The following is a 25,614-nucleotide window of genomic DNA, read 5'->3' on the forward strand; positions in this document are numbered from 1 at the left end:
ATTTAGCAGTAAAATGACTGTCACATGATTTACAATAAAATCTTTGTTTTTGAAGTTCTAAATAAGCGGGCATTTCCATAATTTTAAGTAAAGTAATCGTTGAGGTTTTCTTACCATTTTTTACTATTGAGAAATTTTCATTTTTAGTTGAACAATTTTCACAATGTGTAGGTTGATAAGTGAGCTCGGCATAGTAAAATAAGCTCATTCGTCCTTTATGTTTTTTCTCAATCACTTCATCTGAAAAATTTAGATTTTTATCTTTAATTCTTAATGTATTTAATATAGACTTACACATAGGCGCATTACCTTTCTTTTTTATTTTGTTTGGTAGCTAATAATTATAGAGGTAATTGCGCCATTTTTGTATTCAAACATAAAAATTGGACTGATGATTTTTAGTCATCAGTCCAATTTATTATAGAGCCTAAAAAAACTGAGAAATGCTACATGGGAGCGTCTTCTCAGTTATTTTATCTTAATATATTTATGTTTAGTTAAATTCAACGGTTTTTATGACTTACTTCAATTTAGAATAGGCAATTTCATCATCATGATCTACTTTTTCAACGAGGACTTCATTGTCCTCAAAATACCATAGATCTTCTTCTGAAACGACTAATATCAAATCATTATAATTTTCTTCGTAACCAATTTCTACATCTTCTCTTGGTTCAACGCGAAAGGCAGGACTGAAACCTTGTTTAAGTTGAAATTCACCACCATAGCGAACGTAAAACTGTAAAACTTTGTTATTTTCAGGTAAGTCTAGTTCATCTTTAAACCATTCTACAGCTTGATCTGTTAGTTTAATTTTCATTACATTATCCTCCTACCTTATTTATCTATTACTTGGATTTTATTTTTTAAATGGAACTCTTAGAATTATAACATATTCATATTTTGAGATAATCCATAAGGTTTCAATGAAGATATAAAAAAGCATTAAGCGAATTGATACGCTTAATGCATTATTATCGGTATTAGATTTACATCCATTTTATTTTTGGTTCTTCGCCTTTAAAAATTCTTACAATATTGGTGCGATGTCTTACTATTAAAATTATGGAAACGAGTAAGCTCATCCCAAATAATATGTAATCTTGTATGATGAGAGAGCCAATAACGCAACAAATTGCTGCAATAATACTTGAGAGTGAAACATATTTAAATATATATAATACTCCAAAGAATATAATTGCCAATATAAGTAGTAAGATAGGATTTACGCCTAAGACAACACCAGCACTTGTAGCTACAGCTTTTCCACCCTTAAATCTAAGATATATTGGATATACATGGCCAAGTATTGCGAATAAACCTACAATTAACCCATGTGTGAAGAACGTGCTAAGCGGTCCATCTGCATGCACTGGAAACCAAATAGGAAAGAACACAGTAATAAATCCTTTAAATATATCTAAAAAGGTTACAATAAATCCTGCTGGTTTACCTAGAACTCGGAAACTATTAGTTGCGCCAGTATTACCACTGCCATATTGTCTAATATCTTTTTTGAAAAACAGCTTTCCTATAACATATCCATTAGGAATAGCACCGATGAGATAGCTTAATATGAGCATGACTACTATCATCATATAACTTTACACATCCTTTAATAACGTAGCTATATTTTACCATAATCTAATAGATAACAACGACCAATTTTAAAAATTTGTTCTTAACAGGAACTTTAAATAGATTAGTTTTAACTCACGCTTGCAATTTAGACCGATTTATATAAGAATAACTATTGTATAGTTTTTAAAACGAACGTACGTTTGTAGGAGGCGAACGCATTGGCAACAAAAAATTCAAATCATTACTCAGATGATTCTATTCAAGTATTAGAGGGATTGGAAGCTGTAAGAAAGCGTCCAGGTATGTATATAGGATCTACTGATAAACGAGGACTACATCATTTAGTGTATGAAGTAGTAGATAACTCCGTAGATGAAGTTTTAAACGGATATGGTAACGAAATAAATGTAACAATAAACCAAGATAATAGTATTTCTATTGAAGATAATGGTCGTGGTATGCCTTCAGGAATGCATGCATCAGGTAAACCTACTGTTGAAGTTATTTTCACTGTATTGCACGCCGGTGGTAAATTCGGCCAAGGCGGATATAAAACATCAGGTGGATTGCATGGGGTTGGTGCATCTGTAGTTAACGCATTAAGCGAATGGTTAGAAGTAGAAATACATAGAGACGGGAATATTTACAAGCAAAGCTTTAAAAATGGTGGAGTGCCAGCATCTGGATTAGTTAAATCAGGTAAAACAAAAAAAACGGGAACTAAAGTTACATTTAAACCAGATCCCGAAATATTTAAAGCTACAACTACATTTAATTTTGAAACCTTAAGTGAGAGGTTACAAGAATCTGCCTTCCTATTAAAGAATCTTAAAATAACATTGAAAGATTTACGTAGTGGCAAAGAACGTGAAGATGTTTATCATTATGAAGAGGGGATTAAAGAGTTTGTCAGTTATGTAAATGAAGGCAAAGAGGTTCTTCACGACGTAACTATGTTTACAGGTGCTTCAAATGGTATAGAAGTAGATGTCGCTTTTCAATATAATGATCAATATTCAGAGAGTATATTAAGCTTCGTAAATAACGTGCGTACCAAAGATGGCGGAACACATGAAGTAGGATTTAAAACTGCAATGACACGTGTGTTCAACGATTACGCAAGAAGAATCAATGAATTAAAAGAAAAAGACAAGAATTTAGACGGTAATGATATTCGTGAAGGTTTAACTGCAGTTATATCAGTTCGCATACCTGAAGAATTGTTACAATTTGAAGGGCAAACTAAATCTAAATTGGGTACTTCAGAAGCTCGTAGTGCTGTTGATTCAGTAGTTTCTGATAAATTGCCATATTATTTAGAAGAAAAAGGTCAACTTTCTAAATCTCTAGTGAAGAAAGCAATTAAAGCACAACAAGCTAGGGAAGCTGCGCGTAAAGCACGTGAAGATGCACGTTCAGGTAAGAAGAATAAACGTAAAGACACTTTATTATCAGGAAAGTTAACACCTGCTCAAAGTAAAAATACTGAGAAAAATGAATTATATTTAGTCGAAGGTGACTCAGCAGGTGGTTCAGCTAAACTTGGAAGAGATAGAAAATTCCAAGCGATTTTACCTTTAAGAGGTAAAGTTATTAATACTGAAAAAGCAAGACTTGAAGATATTTTTAAAAATGAAGAAATTAATACTATCATTCATACAATTGGTGCTGGTGTTGGAAACGACTTTAAAATAGAAGACAGTAATTATAATAGAATTATTATCATGACTGATGCCGACACAGATGGTGCACATATTCAAGTATTATTATTAACCTTCTTCTTTAAGTACATGAAACCGCTTGTACAAGCTGGAAGAGTATTTATCGCATTGCCGCCACTATATAAACTGGAAAAAGGAAAAGGTAAATCTAAGCAAGTTGAATACGCATGGACTGATGATGAACTTGAAAAACTTCAGAAGAAATTAGGAAAAGGATTTATGTTGCAACGTTATAAAGGTCTAGGTGAAATGAACCCTGAACAGTTATGGGAAACAACTATGAATCCTGAAACTAGAACATTAATTCGTGTTCAAATTGAAGATGAAATGCGTTCGTCTAAACGAGTTACAACTTTAATGGGTGATAAAGTTGCGCCACGTCGTGAATGGATTGAAAGTCACGTTGAATTTGGCATGCAAGAAGATCAAAGTATATTAGATAATACTGAAGTACAAGTACTAGAAACTGAAGAATATACTGAGGAGGAAACAAATTGAGTGAGATAATTCAAGATTTATCACTTGAAGATGTGATAGGTGATCGTTTTGGAAGATATAGTAAATATATTATTCAAGAACGTGCATTACCGGATGTTCGTGATGGCTTGAAGCCAGTACAACGAAGAATTCTTTTCGCAATGCATAGTAGTGGGAATACGTATGATAAGAATTTCCGTAAGAGTGCGAAGACAGTCGGAGACGTTATTGGTCAGTATCATCCTCATGGCGACTCATCAGTATATGATGCAATGGTGCGCTTAAGTCAAGATTGGAAATTACGTCATGTTTTAATTGAAATGCATGGTAATAACGGTAGTATCGATAATGATCCTCCTGCAGCAATGCGTTATACTGAAGCGAAGTTAAGCCAATTATCGGAAGAACTTGTCAGAGATATTAATAAGGAAACTGTTGCATTTGTTCCAAACTATGATGATACAGCTTTAGAACCAATGGTTTTACCAGCAAGGTTTCCTAATTTATTAGTTAATGGTTCAACAGGGATTTCTTCAGGTTATGCGACTGACATCCCACCGCATAATTTAGCAGAGGTAATTCAATCAACATTGAAATACATCGATAATCCTGATATTACTGTTACTCAACTAATGAAATATATAAAAGGTCCAGATTTCCCTACTGGCGGTATTATTCAAGGTGTGGATGGCATTAAGAAAGCTTATGAGACTGGTAAAGGTAAAATTGTTGTACGTTCTAAAGTGGATGAAGAAACCCTTCGTAATGGTCGTCAACAACTTATCGTTACTGAGATTCCTTACGAAGTGAATAAAAGTTCACTAGTCAAAAGAATCGATGAGTTAAGAGCAGATAAAAAAGTAGATGGTATTATCGAAGTCCGTGATGAAACTGATCGCACTGGATTACGAATAGCGATCGAACTGAAAAAGGATGTAAATGCAGAAGCTATAAAAAACTATTTATTCAAAAACTCTGATTTACAAATTACTTATAACTTTAATATGGTTGCAATTAGTGACGGTCGTCCAAAACTAATGGGTATTCGCCAAATTATTGATAGTTACTTAAATCATCAAATTGAAGTTGTGGCAAATCGTACGAAATATGATTTAGATCACGCCGAAAAACGCATGCATATTGTGGAAGGTTTAATGAAAGCACTATCAATATTGGATGAGGTTATCACGTTAATTCGTAACTCTAAAAATAAAAAAGATGCTAAAGACAATTTAGTTGCTGAATTTGAATTTACGGAAGCTCAAGCAGAGGCTATTGTCATGCTTCAACTTTATCGTTTAACTAATACAGATATCGTTGCATTGGAAAATGAACATAATGAGTTAGCTAAATTGATTAAAGAATATCGTCATATACTTGATAATCATGATGCATTGTTACAAGTAATTAAAAGTGAATTGACTGATATTAGAAAACGATTTAAATCTGAGCGTTTATCATCAATTGAAGCGGAAATCGCAGAAATTAAAATTGATAAAGAAGTTATGGTTCCAAGTGAAGATGTTGTTTTAAGTATTACACGTCAAGGATATATTAAACGGACATCTACACGTAGTTTCAATGCCAGTGGTGTCACTGAAATAGGGCTTAAAGATGGAGACAGTTTACTCAAATATCAAACAGTTAACACGCAAGATACGGTACTTGTTTTTACAAACAAAGGAAGGTATATATTCATTCCGGTTCATAAATTAGCAGATATCAGATGGAAAGAACTTGGACAGCATGTATCTCAAATTGTTCCCTTAGATGATTATGAAACTGTAGTTGATGTTTACAATGAACAAAGTTTTAAAGATGACGCATTTTATGTACTAGCGACTCGAAATGGAATGATTAAAAAAAGTAACGTTAGCTTATTTAAAACGACTCGTTACAATAAACCATTAGTTGCTATGAAAGTTAAAGATAATGATGAATTAATAAACGTCATTCGATTAAATGAAGATCAACTCATCAATGTATTAACACATAAAGGTATGTCATTAACGTATTCAAGTGAAGAACTATCTGATACGGGATTACGAGCAGCTGGGGTGAAATCTATCAACTTAAAAGATGAAGATTTTGTCGTTATGACGGATGTTGTAGATAATGACAGCTCAATTATAATGGCTACTCAAAGAGGTGCTGTAAAACGAATTAGCTATAAGATTTTACAACAAGCTAAAAGAGCACAAAGAGGTATTACATTACTTAAAGAGTTGAAGAAAAATCCACATCGTGTTGTTGCAGGTTATGTTGTTAAAGATGAAAGTATGTATACTTTATATTCTGAAAGTCACTCTGAAGAAGGACAAATCACTGATATTCATTTATCTGAACAATACACAAATGGGTCATTTGTTGTTGATGTTAAAGAGTTTGGAGACGTCTTAAATATGACAATCGACTAATGGATTATAAAAATTATATTTTCAATTTTAAAAGAAAATGATAAAATTGAACTTGTTATTTTAACCAATTTTAATCTCTCAAGAGATTTATATTGATATTGTATAACACTCAAACGTAATATGTACTAGTATTATTTTATTGGGTTTATTCAATACAGTATAAATCTCTTGTAGTATATCTTTGGATATTAATTTATTGTAGATGAGAGGGATTTAATGAGTGATTTTGATAATTTAATACCTGGATGGTTTAAAACAATTGTTCAGGTAGGTAATGATTTAATTTGGTCGCAATATTTAATTGGATTGCTATTAACTGTAGGGTTCTTCTTTACTATTAGTTCTAAATTCGTGCAATTACGTATGTTGCCGGAAATGTTTAGAGCTTTAACTGAAAAACCTGAAACATTGAATAGTGGTGAAAAAGGTATATCGCCATTCCAAGCATTTGCAATTAGTGCTGGTTCACGTGTAGGTACTGGTAATATTGCAGGTGTAGCTACGGCAATTGTACTAGGTGGTCCTGGTGCAGTATTTTGGATGTGGGTAATTGCTTTTATCGGTGCTGCAAGTGCATTTATGGAGGCAACTTTAGCTCAAATTTATAAAGTTCATGACAAAGAAGGTGGATTCCGAGGGGGTCCCGCATATTACATAACTAAAGGTTTGAACCAAAAATGGTTAGGTATCTTATTCTCAATATTAATTACAATAACATTTGCGTTTGTATTTAATACTGTTCAATCTAATACGATTGCTGAATCATTAAATACTCAGTACAACGTAAGTCCAGTTGTAACAGGAATTATTTTAGCTGTTATTACTGCAGCAATTATCTTTGGTGGTGTCCGCAGTATCGCGACATTATCTTCATTGATTGTTCCAACCATGGCTATTATTTATATCGGTATGGTTTTAGTTATCTTATTATTAAATATCGATCAAATTGTTCCGATGATTGGCACAATCATTAAGAGTGCATTTGGTTTCGAGCAAGTTACAGGAGGCGCTGTAGGTGCAGCGATACTTCAAGGTATTAAACGTGGTCTATTCTCTAACGAGGCTGGTATGGGTTCTGCGCCGAACGCAGCAGCAACAGCGTCAGTGCCACATCCAGTTAAACAAGGTTTAATTCAATCACTTGGTGTATTTTTCGATACAATGTTAGTTTGTACAGCCACAGCGATTATGATTCTTTTATATTCAGGATTAAAATTTGGAGAAAATGCACCTCAAGGTGTTCAAGTTACACAATCAGCATTAAATGAACATTTAGGTTCAGCTGGAGGTATCTTCTTAACAATCGCAATTACGCTATTTGCATTTTCTTCTGTTGTTGGTAACTATTATTATGGTCAATCAAACATAGAGTTCTTATCTAAAAACAAAGTAGTTATGTTTATTTTTAGATGCTTAGTTGTCTTATTAGTATTTGTTGGATCAGTAGTAAAAACTGAAACTGTATGGAGTACTGCCGATTTATTCATGGGATTAATGGCAATTGTTAACTTGATTTCTATAATTGGTCTTTCAAATATAGCGATAGCTGTAATGAAAGATTACCAAAAACAACGTAAAGCTGGTATGAAACCTGTGTTTAAACCAGAGAATCTTGAAATTAACTTATTTGGTATTGAAACTTGGGGTAGAGAAAATCAACTACCTAAAAAATAATCACTTAAGTGATTGATTAAAATAGAATTTATTCATACTCCTTTCAATGTGTTGAAACTTTCATTCAAAACTTTGAAAGGAGTTTTTACATTAAGTTAGAAATCTTTTCATTTTTAATAAATAGATTTATAATTCATATATTACAGAGAAAGGTGATTATGATGAGTGAGTATACCATTTCTAAAGCTTTAAATAATAACGTCATCATATGCACTTATAATAATCAAGAGGTCATTCTCGTTGGAAAAGGTATTGGCTTTAATAAAAAGGCTGGAATGACCTTAGATGAAAGTGCTTCAATAGAAAAGGTTTATAAATTAGAGCAAAAACAACAGCAAGAATATTACAAATCTTTAGTTGAAATTGCCGATGAAGATGTTCTACAAGCGATTATTGAAGCAGTCAATTTTATTACAAGTACAACTCATACTACAGATGATAAAAACCTTGTTGTTGCATTGACTGATCATATTATATTTGCATATAAAAGATTAAAACAAAATCAAATTATTAGTAATCCATTTGCTATCGAAACCAAACATTTATATAGTGGTGCGTATGCTATTGCAAGTCAAGTTATTGATAAATTGAATCAACGACTAGATGTTAAGTTCCCAGCTGATGAAATTGGATTTATTGCATTACACATTGCTTCAAACACAGAGGATTTAACGATACATGAGATGTCTTTGATTAATAAATTGATTAGTAAAAGTATACTTATTATTGAAAATGATTTAAATCATGAAATCGATAATCATACGGTTCAATATCAACGTTTTATAAGACATATTCAATTTTTAATTCGACGACTTAATAAAAAAGAATACATATATGCTCAAGATTTTTTTATAGATATGGTTAAAAATCATTATCCAAATGCATATAATACTGCTTTTAAAATCTCAAAAATGATTCAAAAGCACTTGAATATTCCTATCGATGATTCCGAAATTGTGTATCTTGCATTACATATTTATCATTTTGAAACTCAAATAAGTTCATCGCATAACTAAGGAACACTTAGTTATTTTTTGTGTTATGATGTAAAATAGCTTTAGTTTTAATAGTTAGTTAAGGTATGGTGAAAAACATGGCAATTGAAAATAAGCAAGTTGAAGAAAAAAGCGCAAAAAAATTTAGTTTTACAGAAACGCGTTTTATGAAATTCTTAGGCGGTAAAGATTTATTATTTGCTTTGCTTTCATTAGTGCTCATAGGTATTGTAATATTTATATTTGATAAAGTTTCTTATGTTTTTGAACCATTTATCATCATATTTAATACAATTGTAGCACCAATTATTTTATCGCTTATTTTATTCTATCTTATTAATCCAGTGATTAATTTGATGGAGAGATATAATATTCCAAGATTACTAGGAATCATTATTGTATTTTTAGCTATTGTTGGTGGAGCGACATTAATTATTAATTTATTAATTCCGCTTATTGGAGATCAAATCACACGTTTAGCTAACAACTTCCCTAAATATGTAGATAAATTTAATAACGCAATAGATCAAGTCACACATTTTTCTTTCTTATCATCATTTTATACTCAAATACAAGATTGGTTAGACTCAGTTTCCAATAAGATACCTTCTATGGTTTCAAGTTATTTTGATGGATTTGGAACTAAAATTAGAAGTTTTGCAGAAGCTATTGTTAACGTAGGTGTAGTTCTTGTCACAACACCTTTTGTATTATTCTTCATGTTAAAAGATGGTCACAAATTTAAAGAGTATTCAACGAAGATTATGCCACCTAAATTTAGAAAAGATTACCATGATTTAATGGAAAAAATGAGTGTACAAGTTGGATCATATATCCAAGGTCAAATTATTGTTTCATTTTGTATTGGTATCTTACTCTTTATAGGCTATTCAATTATTGGTCTTGATTACGGTCTTGTACTTGCTTGTATAGCTGCTGTTACAAGTGTTGTACCTTATCTAGGACCAACGATTGCTATTTCACCAGCCATCATTATAGCGATTATTACATCGCCATTCATGTTATTGAAATTAATTGTAGTATGGACGCTTGTTCAATTTATTGAAGGACATTTCATTTCACCTAATGTTATGGGAAAAACATTGAAAATTCATCCTTTAACGATTATTTTCATCTTATTGAGTGCTGGTAATTTATTAGGTATTGTTGGTGTTATTTTAGGTATTCCTGGATATACAATACTTAAAGTATTAGTCTCACACCTATTCTTATTATTTAAACGTCGTTATAACAAGTATTATGGTGATGATTCAGGAGAATATGAAATTAAAAAAGAAGAAACTAAAGAATATACTAAAGCTGAATAAGCTCTAAACGAGTATTAAGTGTAAAAGCCAGTTTATCTAGCTTTCTCAGTTTTAGTTACCTAAGCGGGAATGAGATAATGAATTCATTTTGGATTCTGTATCATTCCCGCCTTTTTTTAGAAAGTATTTAATCTTACACACATTACAATAATGTTAGTATGAGTTATACATATTCATATGTTCATTCAAATGAAGGTATGATATATTTTTAAATAATCGTAGGTGAAGGTAGAGGTATGACATGACTGAAGAACTTAAGAATAGATTATTATCATTACTCAAATTTGTTTTTGCTGCAGTTTTATTTATAGCAGTTGTTGCAACGCTATATCATGAATTAGCACACATTAATTTTAAACAAACACTTGAAGCATTTAGCAAAATTAATCGTTGGTATCTAGTTGGCTTATTCATTTGCGGTGGTTCAGCTATGATTTTACTAAGTTTGTATGATCTTATCTTAGTAAAAGGGTTAAAACTGGATATACCACTTATTAGGGTTTTTAAAATCAGCTATATCATTAATGCACTTAATGCCATTGTTGGCTTTGGTGGATTTATAGGGGCTGGATTTAGAGCATTTATTTATAAAAATTATACAACTGATAGAAAAAAATTAGTTCATGCTATTTCAATCATACTGATTTCTATGTTAACGGGTTTGAGTCTTTTATCAATCCTTGTCGTGTTACATATCTTTGATGCTTCTCATATAATAAATAAAGTAAGTTGGGTTCGATGGATTTTATATGTTGTTGCATTATTTTTACCTTTATTTATTTCCTATACCATGATTAATCCTATTGATCGTAACAATAAATATTTAGGTGTTTATTGCACACTAGTATCAAGTTTTGAGTGGCTGGCAGCTGCCACAGTACTCTATTTATCAACAGTTATTGTAGATATTAACATAGCATTCACTACTGTTATCGGTATATTCATCATTGCTGCTCTTTCTGGATTGGTTAGTTTCATACCAGGTGGCTTCGGTGCTTTCGATTTAGTTGTATTATTAGGTCTTAAGTCTTTAGGCGTTCCTGAAGAAAAAGTACTATTAGCGTTATTATTATATCGTTTCGCTTATTACTTTGTACCAGTTGTTATTGCACTTGTTTTATCTACATTTGAGTTTGGATCATCTGCGCGAAAATACTTCGAAGAATCTAAATATTTTGTACCTGCAAGAGATGTAACATCTTTTTTATTCTCTTATCAAAAAGATATTATTGCTAAGATTCCGTCATTTGCCTTAGCTATGTTAGTACTAATAACAAGTTTTGTTTTCTTTATTAATAACATTACAATTGTTTATGATGGTTTATACGATGATCATCATTTCGCATATTATATTATGTTATCTGTGCATACAAGTGCTTGCTTATTATTACTTATCAATGTTAGAGGTGTATTTAAACAAAGCCGACGTGCTATTTTGTTTGTAATGATTTCACTTGTTTTAATATTTAGTGCAACAGTATATACTTATGCATCTTTAATTCTTTTATCATGGATTTTATTAATATTTGTATTACTTGTTCTCGCTTATCGTCGTTCTAAAGTGATGAAACGACCATTCAGATTAAAACGTTTAATTTTTACAATTATTTTAAGTATGCTGGTATTGTATGTTAATCATTTTATAATTTCAGAAACTTTATATGCACTTGATATTTACCACATTGAAATGGATACTTCTTTATTGAAATATTATTTCTGGTTAACGGTTCTTGTCGTAGTCATACTTGTAGGTATCGTCGCATGGTTATTGGAGTCTAGATACACTAGACCACACCAATTAGAAGATTTATCGAGATGTAAATCAATTATTGAAACGTATGGTGGCAATTATTTAAGTCATTTAATCTATAGTGGAGATAAAGATGTCTTTATGCATGAAGCGCAACAAGCTTTTTTAATGTATCGCTACAAAGGTAACGCTCTTGTTGTGTTAGGAGATCCAATCGGTGATACGAAGGCGTTTCAGTCTTTACTTATTGATTTTTATAACTACGGTGAAAAGTTAGGCTATGATATTATATTCTATCAAGTTTCAGATCGCTTTATGCCGCTATATCATAATTTTGGTAATCAGTTTTTCAAACTTGGTGAAGAGGCAATTATAAATTTAACTCAATTTACGACATCAGGAAAGAAACGTCGTGGTTTCCGAGCAACACTTAATAAATTCGATGATTTAAATATTCAATTTGAAATTTTAGAGCCACCTTTTTCGAAAGATCTCATTTTTCAATTAAAACAAGTTAGTGATCAGTGGCTAGATGGACGTAATGAAATGCATTTTTCAGTAGGTCAATTTACAGAAGAGTATTTACAACAAGCACCTATTGGAATAATGAAGAATGAAGAAGGTAAAGTCATTGCGTTTTGCACTTTAATGCCTACTTATTATAATGAAGCTATTTCAGTAGATTTAATTCGTTGGTTACCTGATTTAGATTTACCTTTAATGGATGGCCTATATCTACATATGTTACTTTGGGGTAAAGATAAAGGCTATAAAGCATTTAACATGGGTATGGCAACTTTATCAAATGTAGGTCAATTAAATTACTCTTACCCTCGAGAGCGTGTAGCTGGGCGTGTATTTGAACACTTCAATGGTCTATATCGCTTTCAAGGACTACGTAAGTATAAAGAAAAATATAGTCCAAATTGGGAACCAAGATTTTTGGTTTATAGAAAAGATAGTTCACTATGGTATAGCATGTTAAAAGTAATGAGAGTTATTCGTCATAAATAATTGTTAAAAAAGGCATCCAACAAGTGAATGGGTGATAATCACCTTGAAGGGTGCCTTTGATTATTTAAAACTTTAATTGGATTTATAGTTTGCTCGGTCTTGTTGTTCTTGAGCATAACGCTCAGGGTTCTTTTTGTAAAAATCTTGATGATATTCTTCTGCTTTGTAAAAAGTTGAAGCGGGTAATATTTTAGTCACTATTGCTTTTTCTGAATGAATTGTTTGCTCGAGTTGGTGAACGTATTGCTCAGCAAGTCTTTTTTGATCCTTATTCGTGTAGAATATAGCTGTTCTATATTGTGAACCTCTATCTTGAAACTGGCCACCATCATCAATGGGATCAATAACCGAGAAAAATACTTCTAATAATTTGTTATAAGAAAACAATGCAACATCATATTCAATTTTTACAGTTTCATAATGTCCTGTGGTCCCACTTTTCACATCTTCATAAGTAGGGTTGTGAGTTGAACCACCCATATAGCCAGATGTTACTGTTTCTATACCATCGAATTGATCGAAAGGTTTGGTCATACACCAGAAACACCCACCAGCAAAATATGCTGTATTAATATTCATTTATGCCATCCTTTCATTGGACCTTAGTACCATTTATTTAAAAATTACTTGATTTTTCAAAGCAACTTCTATAATTTAATTATATATAATTATAGTACATAGATATATAATTTTGAAGATTTTTACTAGACGTAAGGTAGGTAAATATGACAGAAGAGAAGGATAAGACAGTATACAGGCGACAAGCAGACGCACAGACACCTTCTAAACGACGGAATAAGAAAAAACTACGTAAATTACCTTTTATCATTTTGATTATATCGATATTGCTAATCGCAGCTATTATCTATATTGTCCATGGTTATCGTAGTGGTGTTAATTACGCTGAGAAACATGCAAAAGATATCAAAGTACATAAGTTTAATGGACCAGTAAAAAATGACGGTAAGATTTCTGTACTCGTGTTAGGTGCTGACAAAGCTAGCGGTGGTAAGTCGCGTTCAGATTCCATCATGGTAGTTCAATATGATTATATCCATAAAAAAATGAAAATGATGTCAGTGATGCGTGATATTTATGCGGAAATACCTGGATATCAGAATTATAAAATTAATGCAGCCTATTCACTTGGTGGACCTGAACTTCTTAGAAAGACTTTAAATAAGAATTTAGGTATTAATCCTGAATATTATGCAGTCATTGATTTTACGGGTTTTGAAAAAATGATTGATGAATTAGAACCTAATGGCGTTCCTATGGACGTAGAAAAAGATATGTCTGAAAATATTGGCGTATCTCTTAAAAAAGGTCATCATCGTTTAAACGGTAAAGAATTACTTGGATATGCGAGATTTAGACATGACGAGGAAGGAGATTTTGGGCGAGTTAGACGTCAACAACAAGTTATGCAGACGTTGAAAAAAGAGTTAGTTACACCTAGTTCAGTAATAAAATTGCCTAAAGTAGCTGGTATATTAAGGGGTTATATTAATACAAGTATGCCAAATTCAGCTATCTTCCAAACAGGTATTAGTTACGGTTTAAGAGGAGATAAGAACGTAGAATCTCTTACGGTTCCAATTAATAATTCGTACCAGAATATTAATACAAATAACGATGGCAGTGCCTTAGAGATTGATAAGAAGAAAAATAAAAAAGCTGTCAAAGAATTTCTAAATAACTAAAACGTAAAAGAGCGCACTCGATTGGGTGCACTCTTTTTTTACGCCTTTAATAAATATCATAATATTATTATGTAAACTAATCAAAGTTTTATTCTGCGTCTGATTTTCTAACTCCTGCAACGCCATAGTGATTTTTTTGCATTTCTTCAATAATCACATGAATTGCCTCTCTATTAGCTCCAGTAGTTTTTTCAACTGCATTTGTTACTTCTGTTACTAAATTTTTTAATTGTTCATCTGAGCGTCCTTCTAACAATTTAACATTGATGATTGGCATCTTATTTCCTCCTTGAATTAGTAATTTCATCCATAGTATAGCATGTTTTAGGGCAGTACTCCAAAAGAAAATTGAGAACATTAGTTCTTATTTTTATTGAAATAGAACAAGTGTTCGTATATAATAAAAATGACTAAGGGAGGTATCTTGGCATGTATGATTATAATTTATTGGAAGAAAGAGACATATTATGTATCGATCAAAGGAGTTTTTTTGCTAGTGTGTCATGTATCCAAAAGGGATTGGATCCTCTAGAAACAAAGTTAGCAGTAGTTGCAGACACTAAAAGACAAGGATCGGTTGTTTTAGCAGCCACACCTAAATTAAAAGAAATCGGTATCAAAACAGGGTCAAGACTATTCGAGATTCCGCATCGTAATGATATTTATATTATCAATCCTAGCATGAGAAAATATTTAGAAGTTTCAATAGCAATTTCTAAAATTGCGCTTAAATATGTACCGGGAGAAGATTTACATCAATATAGTATAGATGAATTCTTTTTAGATGTGACTGATAGCTATCATCGATTTAACTCTACTGTACAATCATTTGCAGAAAGATTACAAAAGGAAATAGAAGATAAAACAGGGATATATTGCACTATTGGTATAGGATCAAACATGTTATTAAGTAAGGTCGCAATGGATATTGAAGCAAAACATACATCCAATGGTATTACAGAATGGAGATATCATGATGTCCCACAAAAGATGTGGAAAATTACGCCGTTACGTGATTTTTGGGGCATTAACAAGAAAACAGAAGCAAAGCTCAATAAGAAAGGGATTGTAACTGTTGGAGATTTAGCTCAATATCCATACAGATTTCTTAAAAGAGATTTTGGTGTATTAGGGATAGATATGCATTTACATGCTAATGGTATTGATCAAAGTAAATTGAGAGAAAAATATAATGTTACTAATCCATCCATATGTAAAAGCCAAATACTGATGAGAGATTATCGGTTTGAGGAGTCGAAAATTGTAATGCAAGAATTAATTGAAGACGTTGCTAGTAGAATAAGAGAACGTAAACAACTGGCAAGAACAATTCACTTTTCATTTGGTTATACAGAAGGCGGTGGTGTTCATAAGCAATATACACTAACAGATGCGACAAACTTAGAAAGAGACATCTATAAAGTAGTCAATTATTATGCGAATCAATTGTGTGATAAGAATGCACTGTATCGAACATTGAGCGTATCATTGACTCAACTTATTAATGAGGAAGACCGCCAGCTTAACTTATTTATAGACGAATATGAAAGAAGAAGAGATGAAAAGCTAGCTAAAACCATTGATTACTTACAAAACAAATATGGTAAGGGAATCGTATCTAAAGCGATATCTTACACTGATGCTGGAACAAAGCATGGTCGCTTGGGCTTAATGGCAGGGCATAAAATGTAAAATATATCCTTCTATCAATGAAATGAGCATTTAAAAGAAATCGAGCGCATTTCATTGTATTAGGAGGACATTATTATAAAATGTATGTTTCAAAATCATTGAGCGCCTTAATACCTCGTTCACGATCTTCAGGAGTTTTAAAGCTAATTTGTAAAGCACCTAAAATATCTTCACGAATTTCAAGGATTTTTAAGTTACTTATAGAAATATTATGTAAACTCAAAATAGAAGTTACTTTGCTAATCATACCTGATTTATCTGGAATATCTACATAGAGATCATACGCAATACTTAGTGCACCTTGTTGTTTAACAGGAAGTTGATCCCTAAACTTTTTAGCACCTGAAAAGAAATTATGGACTTCGTTAGTATCATTTAAACGAATATGGGATGAAATTGAATCTAACTGTTGTTGCAACATTTCTAATAGGTGTAATATATTTTCTTGATTACTAAACGTAATATCTCTCCACATATCTGCGTTACTACTAGCTATACGTGTGACATCTCTAAAGCCACCAGCTGCTAATTGTGTTACTAGAGTATGGTTCTTTGAGTTTGTTTCACTCAAATGAACTAAGCTTGAAGCGATGATATGTGGAATATGACTCACAACTCCAGTAACATAATCATGCTCTTGTGCCGATGTTGTTATAAATTTTGCCGATGTAGTTGATAACAATGTTTGTAGTTTTTTAGCCGATTCAGCATTACATGCATCATCATAAACGAGAATGTAATAAGCATTTTCGAATAAATGCTTTTTTGAATTAAGAACACCAGATTTATGACTTCCAGCCATAGGATGGCCACCTACAAGATGAATGTTGTTGTTTAAGAGAAACTTTTCATAGCTTTGAATATTAGATTTAGTGCTACCAGTATCAGTTACAATTAAATGAGATTGTGTTTGATAATTAGGTAATTCTTTTAAGTATAATTCAGTTTGTTGTACGGGGGTAGCGTAAATGATGATATCTGCATTTTTTACGCCTTCACTATAGTCTTCAATTTTTTTATCAATTATTCCTATTGATAATGCTTTTTCAAGTTGATCTTTATCAGCGTCGAATGCTGATATTGTTAGATTAGGTTGATAATATTTTAAATTACTTGCTAAACTGCCACCAATCAAACCGAGTCCTATAAATAAAATATTTTTCATGATGAATCACCTTATTTCAAAATTTTCAGAATATGTACATTGTAAGGTAGAGTGTGCAGATAAACAATAGTAAAATGAATGAATTAATAGTGATAGTTCTATAAATACGATAAAATGTTATCAATAATTATTTTAAAAAAGGGGAGATAATGATGACGCAAAAAGTATTGAAAACAATAAAAGAACTTACAGAAATTAATAGCCCATCTGGTAATGCTACGGAAGCAATTAATTATGTTAAGAACAAAGTTGAAGCGTTAGGTTATGATACTAAGACAACCAATAAAGGTGCCTTAATTATCGAAGTACAAGGTGAAAATGATGAACAACAAAGATGCATTACTGCCCATGTAGATACACTAGGCGCGATGGTCAAAGAAATTAAAGAAAATGGTCGATTATCTATTAGTTTAATAGGTGGATTTACATATAACGCGATTGAAGGAGAGTATTGTGAGATACAAACTGATTCAGGACAAGTATATACAGGAACGATTTGTTTGCATGAAACAAGTGTCCATGTTTACAGAAATAATCATGAAATACCTAGAGATGGCGAACATATGGAAATTCGTATCGATGAAAAAACAACGTCTGATCAAGAGACAAGAGATTTAGGGATTGAAGTGGGAGATTTTGTAAGTTTTGATCCCAGAACTGAAATTACATCATCAGGATTTATTAAATCAAGACACTTAGATGATAAAGCAAGTGTAGCAATGATACTAGAACTGCTTGAGAAACTTAAACAAGAAGAAACGCAATTACCACATACGACTCAGTTTTATATTTCTAATAACGAAGAAATAGGATATGGTGCAAATGCATCAATATCCGATAAGATAGTAGAGTTTATTGCATTTGATATGGGAGCGCTAGGCGATGGTCAAACCTCAGATGAATATACTGTATCGATTTGTGCTAAAGATGGATCAGGTCCTTATCATAAAGAATTAAAATCACATTTAATAAATTTATGTAAAATTAATGACATACCTTATAAAGTTGATATTTATCCTTATTATAGCTCTGATGCATCAGCAGCACTAAAAGCAGGTGCAGACATTCGTCATGGTTTATTTGGTGCTGGTATAGAATCATCTCACGCGCTTGAAAGAACTCATATTGAGTCTATTGATGCAACTCAAAATCTTTTATACGCATATTGTTTATCGCCAATAAATTTATAATTGATTGTTGACAAATAAAATAGAGTTTTGTATTATACTGAATTATAAGAAATATCAAACAATTCTATGAATGAAGTAGATAATATGATTTGTAGCAAATAGAAAGCCAATGGGTGATGTAAATTGGCACAACATATTAATCGAATTGGGTCTAGAATTTTAAATTTTAATAAAGTATGAGTGAGCAAAGTATTGTTAACTAAGGTGGCACCACGGTAACGCGTCCTTATAGAGTAAAGCGCGTATGCTGTGGTGTTTTTATGTACAATTAAATAGGCATAAATGAAGTAGTGGTGAGTAAGGTAGTGACAGAAAGTTGATGGTAGATGCAAATCAACACCCCTTATCATGAATTTGGGTTTATGTTGAAAGACAAATCAATAAGACTGAGTGAACGCTTAATATTTCGATTAATCGGAATATTTCGTTAATTAAGGTGGTACCGCGCGTCAGCGTCCTTTACATAAGGAGGCTGACGTTTTTTTAGTGAAAGGGATGAGAAAATGGAATTTTATTATGAAGTATTAAAAGCTCACATAACACCTGAAGCTTTAGGACAGTTGAATGAACATAAAATTATATTTGAAAGCGCAAGTCAACAACAATTAAAAGGCAGATACTCTATCGTAGCATTCGATTATTATGGCACCGTCAAATTAAATGATAATGAATTAATTATTAAGACTTTGAAAGAAGATAAAGTTATAACTACTGAGCCATATAATTATTTAAAAACATTCATCAATCAATTTGATTGTGTCATAAATGATGAAAAATTAAAGCAACTGCCATTTATTTCTAGCTTTATGGGAACATGTGGTTTTGATTTAGTGCGACATGAATTTCCAATTTTAAAACGAGTAGCTATTAAGAGTATGAAAACAATATCAGACGTGTCTTTCTACATGATAGAGGATGTATTTGTATTTGATCATTACAAGGATGAATTATACGTGATTGCTTCTAATCAATTTTCAAAAGCAAGTAATGCAGAATTAAAATTAAGAGTGAAGCATAGAATTCAAGCATTGTCTCAAATTAAAGTTTACCAAGAGAATAATAAAATGGTGCCTAAGAGATCAGAGATAAAAGTAAATATTTCTGATAAACAATTTATCGATATTGTTACTCAAATGAAACAACGGATTACTGAGGGAGATATGTTTCAAGTTGTGCCCTCTAGAATATATAGCTACCAACATCATTTCGGAAAAAATAAAAACCAATTGAGTTATCAGCTTTATCAAAATTTAAAACGTAAGAACCCTAGTCCATATATGTATTACATGAACATGGAAAATGAGATTATAGTTGGAAGTTCACCAGAAAGCTTTGTAGCAGTGCATAACGGCGAAGTAATAACTAATCCAATTGCAGGAACGATTAGACGTGGCACTACCTCAGAGGTAGATGAACGCAATGCACACCAATTAATTACAGATGAGAAAGAAATAAGTGAACATAGTATGCTTGTGGATTTAGGTAGAAATGATATTCATAGAGTAAGTATTACGGGGACATCTGAAATATCAAAACTAATGGTGATTGAAAGATATGAACATGTCATGCATATCGTTAGTGAAGTAAAAGGAAAAATTAGAAAAGATATATCTCCAATGACTACTATAGCAAGTCTTTTACCAACTGGGACAGTATCGGGAGCACCTAAACTAAGAGCTATTCAACGCATATATGAATCCTATCAATATAAAAGAGGCGTATATAGCGGTGGCGTTGGTTATATCAATTGTAATCAAAATTTAGATTTTGCATTGGCAATACGAACCATGTTGATTGATGACGACACTGTTAATGTCGAGGCAGGCTGTGGTGTTGTGTACGATTCTATACCTGAAAAGGAACTTGAAGAAACACGACTTAAAGCAAAAAGCTTATTGGAGGTAACACCATGATATTAATTATAGATAATTACGATTCGTTTACGTATAACTTGGTTGATATAGTTAGTCAAATTGATGAAGTGATTATTAAATATCCAGATGATAAAGATGTATTGAACTATTTAGAGAAAATTGATGGGGTAATCATTTCTCCAGGTCCTGGTCATCCTTTAGATGGCGATGAATTGGTAAAAATTATCGATAAATATCATACTTTACCAATTTTAGGTATTTGTTTAGGTGCTCAAGCATTAACGTGCTACTACGGTGGCAAAGTTATTCAAGGAGAGAAAGTCATGCATGGAAAGGTAGCTACACTTGAAGTTAAAAACGAGTCAGAACTCTATTTGACGATACCGCACCAATTCAAAATTATGAGATATCATTCACTTGTAAGTGAGATAAAATCTTTTCCTAAGAATTTAATCATTACGGGAAGTACATCAGATTCAATACAATCCTTCGAGGACAAACAACATCTTCATTTCGGTATACAGTATCATCCAGAATCATTTGCTACTGAGTTTGGTTCACAAATTATTAAAAACTTCATTCGTATTGTAAAAGAAAGGGTGAATTTGAGTGGGATTACTAAAACAATTGGATAATGACATAACTTTAACGCAATCAGAGACAACACAATTCATAACCTATCTAACTAATCCTGAAATTGATGTGGAAGACAAGGTCGACTTATTAACGCGATTTACGAAAAAGGAAATTAAACAACAAGAATTAACCTATGTCGTCAATAGTTTAATTCAAACCATGTATCCTAATCAACCAACATATGAAGGAAGTATGTGTGTATGCGGTACAGGAGGGGATAAGTCAAACAGTTTCAATATTTCTACAACAGTGTCTTTTGTAGTAGCAAGCGCTGGTATTCCAGTCATTAAACACGGAAATAGAAGTATAACATCCCATTCAGGAAGTACTGATTTGTTAAATCAACTGGGAATAAAGACGACAAAAGTTTCAGAAGTCCCATTACAAATTGAAGAACAGGGATTGGCATTTATTAGTGCAATTGAGTCTTATCCAATAATGAAATATATCCAACCTGTTAGAAAAATGATTTCTATACCGACTATTTTTAATATAGTTGGGCCACTTATCAATCCATTTAAATTGACCTATCAAGTGTTAGGAGTGTACGACCCAAGTCGATTGTACATGATAGCACAAACATTGAAAGATTTAGGGCGACGGAGAGCAATAGTGTTACATGGAGCAAATGGTATGGATGAAGCTACGCTTTCAGGAGACAATGAAGTTTATGAATTAAATGAAAATGGAGACATAACGCATTATTTTGTAAATGCTAAAGATTATGGTTTAAAGATTGCAAGTAATCAAGATTTAGAAGGAGGCAGTCCAAGAGAAAACAAAATGATTACATTAGATATTATAAGTGGAGATGATAAAACTTGTAGAAGGGATGTTGTTTTGTTAAATGCTGCACTTGCGTTATATGTTTCTGAAAAAGTAGATACGATAGCATCTGGAATAAGTTTAGCTACGTTCTTAATTGATAGTGGTAGAGCGATGGAACAATTTATGAGAATGAGAGGTGATATCTGTGACGATATTAAGTGAAATAGTGGATTATAAAGAGCAATTATTAAAAGACGGCTATTATCATGATAAATTACAAAATTTGAAAGAGGTTAAACATAAAAATAAATCACGATTAACGGATGCTTTAATTAATAATGACAATTTAACATTAATTGCTGAAATCAAATCGAAGAGTCCATCTGTACAAGCTTTTCAACAAACGAATATAATTAAACAAGTAATTGATTATGAACGTTATGGAGCAAATGCGATCTCCGTATTAACAGACGAACGTTGTTTCGGTGGTAGCTTTGAAAGATTACAGCAAATATCCGAAACAACACAATTACCTGTTTTATGTAAAGATTTCATCATTGATTCGCTTCAAATTGATGTTGCACAAAAAGCAGGTGCTTCAATTATTTTACTCATTGTAAATATACTTACCGATGAAAAGTTACGACAACTCTATCAATATGCAAGTTCTAAGGGACTAGAAGTGTTAGTAGAGGTACATGATGGTATTGAATTACAACGTGCCTATCAATTAAATCCACAAATCATTGGGGTAAACAATCGTGATTTAAAATCATTCAACACCGATGTTAAACATACTAATCAAATACTTAAGTGTAAGAAAGAGAACTATTTATATATATCTGAAAGTGGAATTCATTCACAACAAGAGGTTAAGCAAATAGTAAAAAGTGGGATCGATGGCTTATTAGTTGGTGGAGCCTTAATGAATTGTAATGAGTTAGAACATTTTATACCCTCACTCAAATTAAAAAAGGTGAAACAATGATTTTAAAATTTTGCGGTATAAAAACTAAAGTAGAAGCATTAAGCATTCGACCACTCAATATAAACATGGTGGGATTTATACACTATCCCAAAAGTAAACGACATTTGGATATTGAGCAAATAAATAAACTATCAAGATTGTTGCCAGACGAAATAGATAGATTAGTCGTATTAGTTAATCCAACATTGCAATTAATAAAGAAAATTATTAATGCTACTAATATTAATGCTATCCAACTCCATGGTGAAGAGACGATTGATTTTATCAAACAATGTCGTTTAAATTTTAAGAATATTAAGATAATTAAAGCTTTACCAGCTACTCAAAATATAATAAATGATATCGATCAATTCAAAGAGCATGTTGACTTATTTATTATAGATACGCCATCAGAGCAATATGGTGGGACTGGACAATCTTTTGATTGGACATTGCTTAAGGGCTTAGATCAATCTATACCGTTTTTAATTGCTGGAGGTATTGACGTTGAAAAGATAAAACAAATTGAAATGATGAAGTTGAATCATTTAGGTTATGACATTTCAAGCGGCATTGAAACGGATGGTATAAAAGACAAAAATAAAATGTTAACTGTGATACAACAAGTGAAGGGAGAATTATAATATGTATAATATACAAACTGAAGCAGATGAATTAGGTTTTTTCGGAGAATATGGTGGGAAATATGTTCCAGAGACATTAATGCCAGCAATTATTGAATTAAAACAAGCGTATAAGAAGGCTAAACAAGATCAATCATTTCAAGATGAATTAACTTATTATTTGAAAGAATATGTAGGTAGAGAAACCCCATTGACTTATGCAAAATCATATAGTGAAGCGTTGGGTGGAGCTCAAATATATTTAAAACGTGAGGATTTGAATCATACCGGCGCACATAAAATTAATAATGCGATAGGGCAAGCTTTATTGGCAAAACGTATGGGCAAAAATAAACTAGTTGCTGAAACGGGCGCGGGTCAGCATGGTGTAGCAAGTGCCACAGTAGCTGCGTTATTTGATATGGAATTAATCGTATTTATGGGAAGAGAAGATATCAAACGTCAACAGCTTAATGTATTTCGTATGGAATTATTAGGAGCTAAAGTTGAAGCAGTGGATGAAGGTCAAGGAACACTTTCTAATGCGGTAAACAAGGCATTACAGTATTGGGTAAGTCATGTTGCAGATACACACTATTTACTAGGTTCGGCATTAGGACCTGATCCTTTTCCAACGATGGTCAGAGATTTTCAAAGTGTTATAGGTCAAGAAATTAAAGAACAATTACTTCAAAAAACTGGTCGATTACCAGATGCAGTTGTTGCATGTATAGGCGGAGGGTCTAATGCAATAGGGACTTTTTATCCTTTTATTAAAGATAAGGTCAAATTATATGGTGTAGAGGCTGCAGGACAAGGGATTGATACTGCTAAGCATGCACTTGCAATTGGAAAAGGACGTCCGGGCGTACTTCATGGTTCAAAAATGTATTTAATTCAAGATGAATATGGACAAGTAGAATTAGCACACTCTATATCTGCAGGTTTAGATTATCCAGGTATAGGTCCTGAACATTCATATTATCACGATATTGGACGTGTGCAATATAAACGTGCCACTGATACAGAAGCAATGGAGGTGCTCATCCGCTTCAGCAAAATGGAAGGAATCATACCTGCCATTGAAAGTGCACATGCACTTAGTTATGTTGAAAAGATAGCACCTAAAATGAATAAAGATGAAATTTTAGTAGTTACTATTTCAGGTCGCGGTGACAAGGATATGGAAACAATTAGACACTATATGCAAACAAGAGGTGAATCACATGACTAAATTATTTATTCCATACATTATGGGGGATAAGTCATTTATTAAAAATATGAAAATCTTAGATGAGAATGGTGCTGATATAATAGAAATTGGTATACCATTCTCTGACCCAGTAGCTGATGGTTCCATAATAATGGAAGCAGGCAACCGAGCTATCAAGCAAGGCGTGACCATTAATTACATTTTTAATGAATTATCCAAAAATAAAGATGAAATTAATTGCAAATATGTACTAATGACTTATTTCAATATCATTGTTTCTTATGGAGAAGAAGCTTTCTTTAAAGAATGTGAAAAAGTAGGTGTTTACGGCGTAATTATTCCGGATTTGCCTAACGAATTAACTCAAAAATTAAAGCAAAAAATATCCAAATTTGATGTTAAAGTAATATCTCTCATATCAATGACTGCAAATGATGACCGTATAAAAGAAATCGTTAAGCATGCTGAAGGGTTTATATACACTGTAACTATGAATGCAACAACAGGCAAAAATGGAACGTTTCATCCTCAATTAAAAGATAAATTAAAACATCTAAAAGCACATACGGATATACCTGTAGTTGCAGGTTTTGGCATCAGAACTAAAGAACATATAAAGGATTTAGCTACTTTTGCTGACGGTGTAGTAATTGGTAGTGAAATTGTAAAACGCTTTTGTCAAGATAATAACGAGGATACGATTCACTATTTAAAACAAGTAAGAGAAACGCTAGATACGCTTTAGGTATAAGAAGTACCTTGGTGGATATGTAATTTATAAAGGAAGTTCACTAGAGATTAAGACGATGTTTGATGTCTTAATCTC

General features: G+C 32.2%; 22 protein-coding genes. 16 read left to right on the top strand and 6 right to left on the bottom strand.

Annotation, left to right across the window (positions count from 1 at the left end; genetic code table 11):
- The 3 genes from BB045_RS00380 to plsY form a co-directional block, all read right to left on the bottom strand.
- Positions 1 to 298, bottom strand: a 298-nt coding sequence (locus BB045_RS00380; RefSeq protein ID WP_142236910.1) for a transposase family protein, incomplete at its 3' end; no start/stop codon positions are given.
- 222 nt (positions 299 to 520) lie between these two features.
- The gene (locus BB045_RS00385) at positions 521 to 820 is read right to left on the bottom strand and encodes a HesB/YadR/YfhF family protein (protein ID WP_011275847.1); all 300 of its coding nucleotides are present in this window, start codon (positions 818 to 820) and stop codon (positions 521 to 523) included.
- Between the two features lie 169 nt (positions 821 to 989).
- A complete protein-coding gene (plsY, locus tag BB045_RS00390) occupies positions 990 to 1,598 on the bottom strand; it encodes a glycerol-3-phosphate 1-O-acyltransferase PlsY (protein ID WP_011275846.1) in 609 nt (202 codons plus the stop codon).
- Positions 1,599 to 1,799: 201 nt separating this feature from the next.
- Here plsY and parE point away from each other — a divergent pair, with 201 nt between their 5' ends.
- From parE to mprF, 6 genes are all read left to right on the top strand, one after another.
- Complete coding sequence (gene parE, locus BB045_RS00395) at positions 1,800 to 3,800, top strand: DNA topoisomerase IV subunit B (RefSeq protein WP_037558066.1); 2,001 nt, start codon at positions 1,800 to 1,802, stop codon at positions 3,798 to 3,800.
- Positions 3,797 to 6,196 (top strand): DNA topoisomerase IV subunit A, encoded by a 2,400-nt coding sequence (parC, locus tag BB045_RS00400; protein ID WP_070440062.1) that lies wholly within the window; start codon positions 3,797 to 3,799, stop codon positions 6,194 to 6,196. The genes parE and parC overlap by 4 nt, the downstream gene beginning before the upstream one ends.
- Before the next feature lie 216 nt (positions 6,197 to 6,412).
- Entirely contained in the window at positions 6,413 to 7,870 is a 1,458-nt protein-coding gene (alsT, locus tag BB045_RS00405; protein ID WP_037558069.1) for a glutamine transporter AlsT, read from the top strand.
- A 161-nt stretch (positions 7,871 to 8,031) separates the two neighbouring features.
- Positions 8,032 to 8,886 (top strand): glucose PTS transporter transcription antiterminator GlcT, encoded by an 855-nt coding sequence (gene glcT, locus BB045_RS00410; RefSeq protein WP_070440059.1) that lies wholly within the window; start codon positions 8,032 to 8,034, stop codon positions 8,884 to 8,886.
- A 77-nt stretch (positions 8,887 to 8,963) separates the two neighbouring features.
- Positions 8,964 to 10,193, top strand: coding sequence for an AI-2E family transporter (locus BB045_RS00415; protein ID WP_075140376.1), 1,230 nt, complete (start codon positions 8,964 to 8,966; stop codon positions 10,191 to 10,193).
- 241 nt (positions 10,194 to 10,434) lie between these two features.
- Complete coding sequence (mprF, locus tag BB045_RS00420; RefSeq protein WP_070440055.1) at positions 10,435 to 12,957, top strand: bifunctional lysylphosphatidylglycerol flippase/synthetase MprF; 2,523 nt, start codon at positions 10,435 to 10,437, stop codon at positions 12,955 to 12,957.
- A gap of 72 nt (positions 12,958 to 13,029) precedes the next feature.
- Here the strand turns inward: mprF and msrA are convergent, their stop codons facing one another.
- Positions 13,030 to 13,536 (bottom strand): peptide-methionine (S)-S-oxide reductase MsrA, encoded by a 507-nt coding sequence (gene msrA, locus BB045_RS00425; RefSeq protein ID WP_070440053.1) that lies wholly within the window; start codon positions 13,534 to 13,536, stop codon positions 13,030 to 13,032.
- Positions 13,537 to 13,682: 146 nt separating this feature from the next.
- Here msrA and BB045_RS00430 point away from each other — a divergent pair, with 146 nt between their 5' ends.
- Positions 13,683 to 14,660 (top strand): LCP family protein, encoded by a 978-nt coding sequence (locus BB045_RS00430; RefSeq protein ID WP_070440051.1) that lies wholly within the window; start codon positions 13,683 to 13,685, stop codon positions 14,658 to 14,660.
- Between the two features lie 88 nt (positions 14,661 to 14,748).
- On the opposite strand, the gene BB045_RS00435 is transcribed toward BB045_RS00430, so the two are convergent.
- Positions 14,749 to 14,937: a 2-hydroxymuconate tautomerase gene (locus tag BB045_RS00435; RefSeq protein ID WP_011275837.1), complete on the bottom strand. Its 189-nt coding sequence runs from the start codon at positions 14,935 to 14,937 to the stop codon at positions 14,749 to 14,751.
- Between the two features lie 152 nt (positions 14,938 to 15,089).
- On the opposite strand from BB045_RS00435, the gene BB045_RS00440 reads away from it, so the two are divergent.
- Positions 15,090 to 16,352 (top strand): Y-family DNA polymerase, encoded by a 1,263-nt coding sequence (locus tag BB045_RS00440; RefSeq protein ID WP_075140377.1) that lies wholly within the window; start codon positions 15,090 to 15,092, stop codon positions 16,350 to 16,352.
- Positions 16,353 to 16,425: 73 nt separating this feature from the next.
- On the opposite strand, the gene BB045_RS00445 is transcribed toward BB045_RS00440, so the two are convergent.
- A complete protein-coding gene (locus tag BB045_RS00445; protein ID WP_070485389.1) occupies positions 16,426 to 17,517 on the bottom strand; it encodes a prephenate dehydrogenase in 1,092 nt (363 codons plus the stop codon).
- 152 nt (positions 17,518 to 17,669) lie between these two features.
- Between BB045_RS00445 and BB045_RS00450 the strand changes: the two genes are divergently transcribed.
- From BB045_RS00450 to trpA, 8 genes are all read left to right on the top strand, one after another.
- Positions 17,670 to 18,707: a M42 family metallopeptidase gene (locus BB045_RS00450; RefSeq protein ID WP_070485391.1), complete on the top strand. Its 1,038-nt coding sequence runs from the start codon at positions 17,670 to 17,672 to the stop codon at positions 18,705 to 18,707.
- A gap of 503 nt (positions 18,708 to 19,210) precedes the next feature.
- A complete protein-coding gene (locus BB045_RS00455) occupies positions 19,211 to 20,620 on the top strand; it encodes an anthranilate synthase component I (protein WP_075140378.1) in 1,410 nt (469 codons plus the stop codon).
- Complete coding sequence (locus BB045_RS00460; RefSeq protein ID WP_075140379.1) at positions 20,617 to 21,216, top strand: anthranilate synthase component II; 600 nt, start codon at positions 20,617 to 20,619, stop codon at positions 21,214 to 21,216. The genes BB045_RS00455 and BB045_RS00460 overlap by 4 nt, the downstream gene beginning before the upstream one ends.
- Positions 21,191 to 22,207 (top strand): anthranilate phosphoribosyltransferase, encoded by a 1,017-nt coding sequence (trpD, locus tag BB045_RS00465; protein WP_070485392.1) that lies wholly within the window; start codon positions 21,191 to 21,193, stop codon positions 22,205 to 22,207. The genes BB045_RS00460 and trpD overlap by 26 nt, the downstream gene beginning before the upstream one ends.
- Positions 22,191 to 22,973: an indole-3-glycerol phosphate synthase TrpC gene (trpC, locus tag BB045_RS00470; protein ID WP_075140380.1), complete on the top strand. Its 783-nt coding sequence runs from the start codon at positions 22,191 to 22,193 to the stop codon at positions 22,971 to 22,973. The genes trpD and trpC overlap by 17 nt, the downstream gene beginning before the upstream one ends.
- Positions 22,970 to 23,596: a phosphoribosylanthranilate isomerase gene (locus BB045_RS00475; protein WP_075140381.1), complete on the top strand. Its 627-nt coding sequence runs from the start codon at positions 22,970 to 22,972 to the stop codon at positions 23,594 to 23,596. The genes trpC and BB045_RS00475 overlap by 4 nt, the downstream gene beginning before the upstream one ends.
- A gap of 1 nt (position 23,597) precedes the next feature.
- Complete coding sequence (gene trpB / locus BB045_RS00480; protein WP_070440035.1) at positions 23,598 to 24,809, top strand: tryptophan synthase subunit beta; 1,212 nt, start codon at positions 23,598 to 23,600, stop codon at positions 24,807 to 24,809.
- Positions 24,802 to 25,533 carry a tryptophan synthase subunit alpha gene (trpA, locus tag BB045_RS00485; protein ID WP_075140382.1) on the top strand — a complete coding sequence of 244 codons (732 nt, stop codon included), beginning with the start codon at positions 24,802 to 24,804 and terminating at the stop codon, positions 25,531 to 25,533. Before trpB ends, trpA begins: the two co-directional genes overlap by 8 nt.
- The last annotated feature ends 81 nt before the right edge of the window (positions 25,534 to 25,614 follow it).

Origin of the sequence: Staphylococcus sp. MB377, assembly GCF_001922505.1 — a bacterium.
In the GTDB taxonomy this organism is placed as follows: domain Bacteria; phylum Bacillota; class Bacilli; order Staphylococcales; family Staphylococcaceae; genus Staphylococcus; species Staphylococcus haemolyticus.

Bases quoted from the DNA above. Each gene is read 5' to 3' on its own strand.
- BB045_RS00385 (WP_011275847.1), bottom strand. From the start codon at position 820: ATGAAAATTAAACTAACAGATCAAGCTGTAGAATGGTTTAAAGATGAA.
- plsY (WP_011275846.1), bottom strand. From the start codon at position 1,598: ATGATGATAGTAGTCATGCTCATATTAAGCTATCTCATCGGTGCTATT.
- alsT (WP_037558069.1), top strand. From the start codon at position 6,413: ATGAGTGATTTTGATAATTTAATACCTGGATGGTTTAAAACAATTGTT.
- glcT (WP_070440059.1), top strand. From the start codon at position 8,032: ATGAGTGAGTATACCATTTCTAAAGCTTTAAATAATAACGTCATCATA.
- BB045_RS00415 (WP_075140376.1), top strand. From the start codon at position 8,964: ATGGCAATTGAAAATAAGCAAGTTGAAGAAAAAAGCGCAAAAAAATTT.
- mprF (WP_070440055.1), top strand. From the start codon at position 10,435: ATGACTGAAGAACTTAAGAATAGATTATTATCATTACTCAAATTTGTT.
- msrA (WP_070440053.1), bottom strand. From the start codon at position 13,536: ATGAATATTAATACAGCATATTTTGCTGGTGGGTGTTTCTGGTGTATG.
- BB045_RS00430 (WP_070440051.1), top strand. From the start codon at position 13,683: ATGACAGAAGAGAAGGATAAGACAGTATACAGGCGACAAGCAGACGCA.
- BB045_RS00435 (WP_011275837.1), bottom strand. From the start codon at position 14,937: ATGCCAATCATCAATGTTAAATTGTTAGAAGGACGCTCAGATGAACAA.
- BB045_RS00440 (WP_075140377.1), top strand. From the start codon at position 15,090: ATGTATGATTATAATTTATTGGAAGAAAGAGACATATTATGTATCGAT.
- BB045_RS00445 (WP_070485389.1), bottom strand. From the start codon at position 17,517: ATGAAAAATATTTTATTTATAGGACTCGGTTTGATTGGTGGCAGTTTA.
- BB045_RS00450 (WP_070485391.1), top strand. From the start codon at position 17,670: ATGACGCAAAAAGTATTGAAAACAATAAAAGAACTTACAGAAATTAAT.
- BB045_RS00455 (WP_075140378.1), top strand. From the start codon at position 19,211: ATGGAATTTTATTATGAAGTATTAAAAGCTCACATAACACCTGAAGCT.
- BB045_RS00460 (WP_075140379.1), top strand. From the start codon at position 20,617: ATGATATTAATTATAGATAATTACGATTCGTTTACGTATAACTTGGTT.
- BB045_RS00475 (WP_075140381.1), top strand. From the start codon at position 22,970: ATGATTTTAAAATTTTGCGGTATAAAAACTAAAGTAGAAGCATTAAGC.
- trpB (WP_070440035.1), top strand. From the start codon at position 23,598: ATGTATAATATACAAACTGAAGCAGATGAATTAGGTTTTTTCGGAGAA.
- trpA (WP_075140382.1), top strand. From the start codon at position 24,802: ATGACTAAATTATTTATTCCATACATTATGGGGGATAAGTCATTTATT.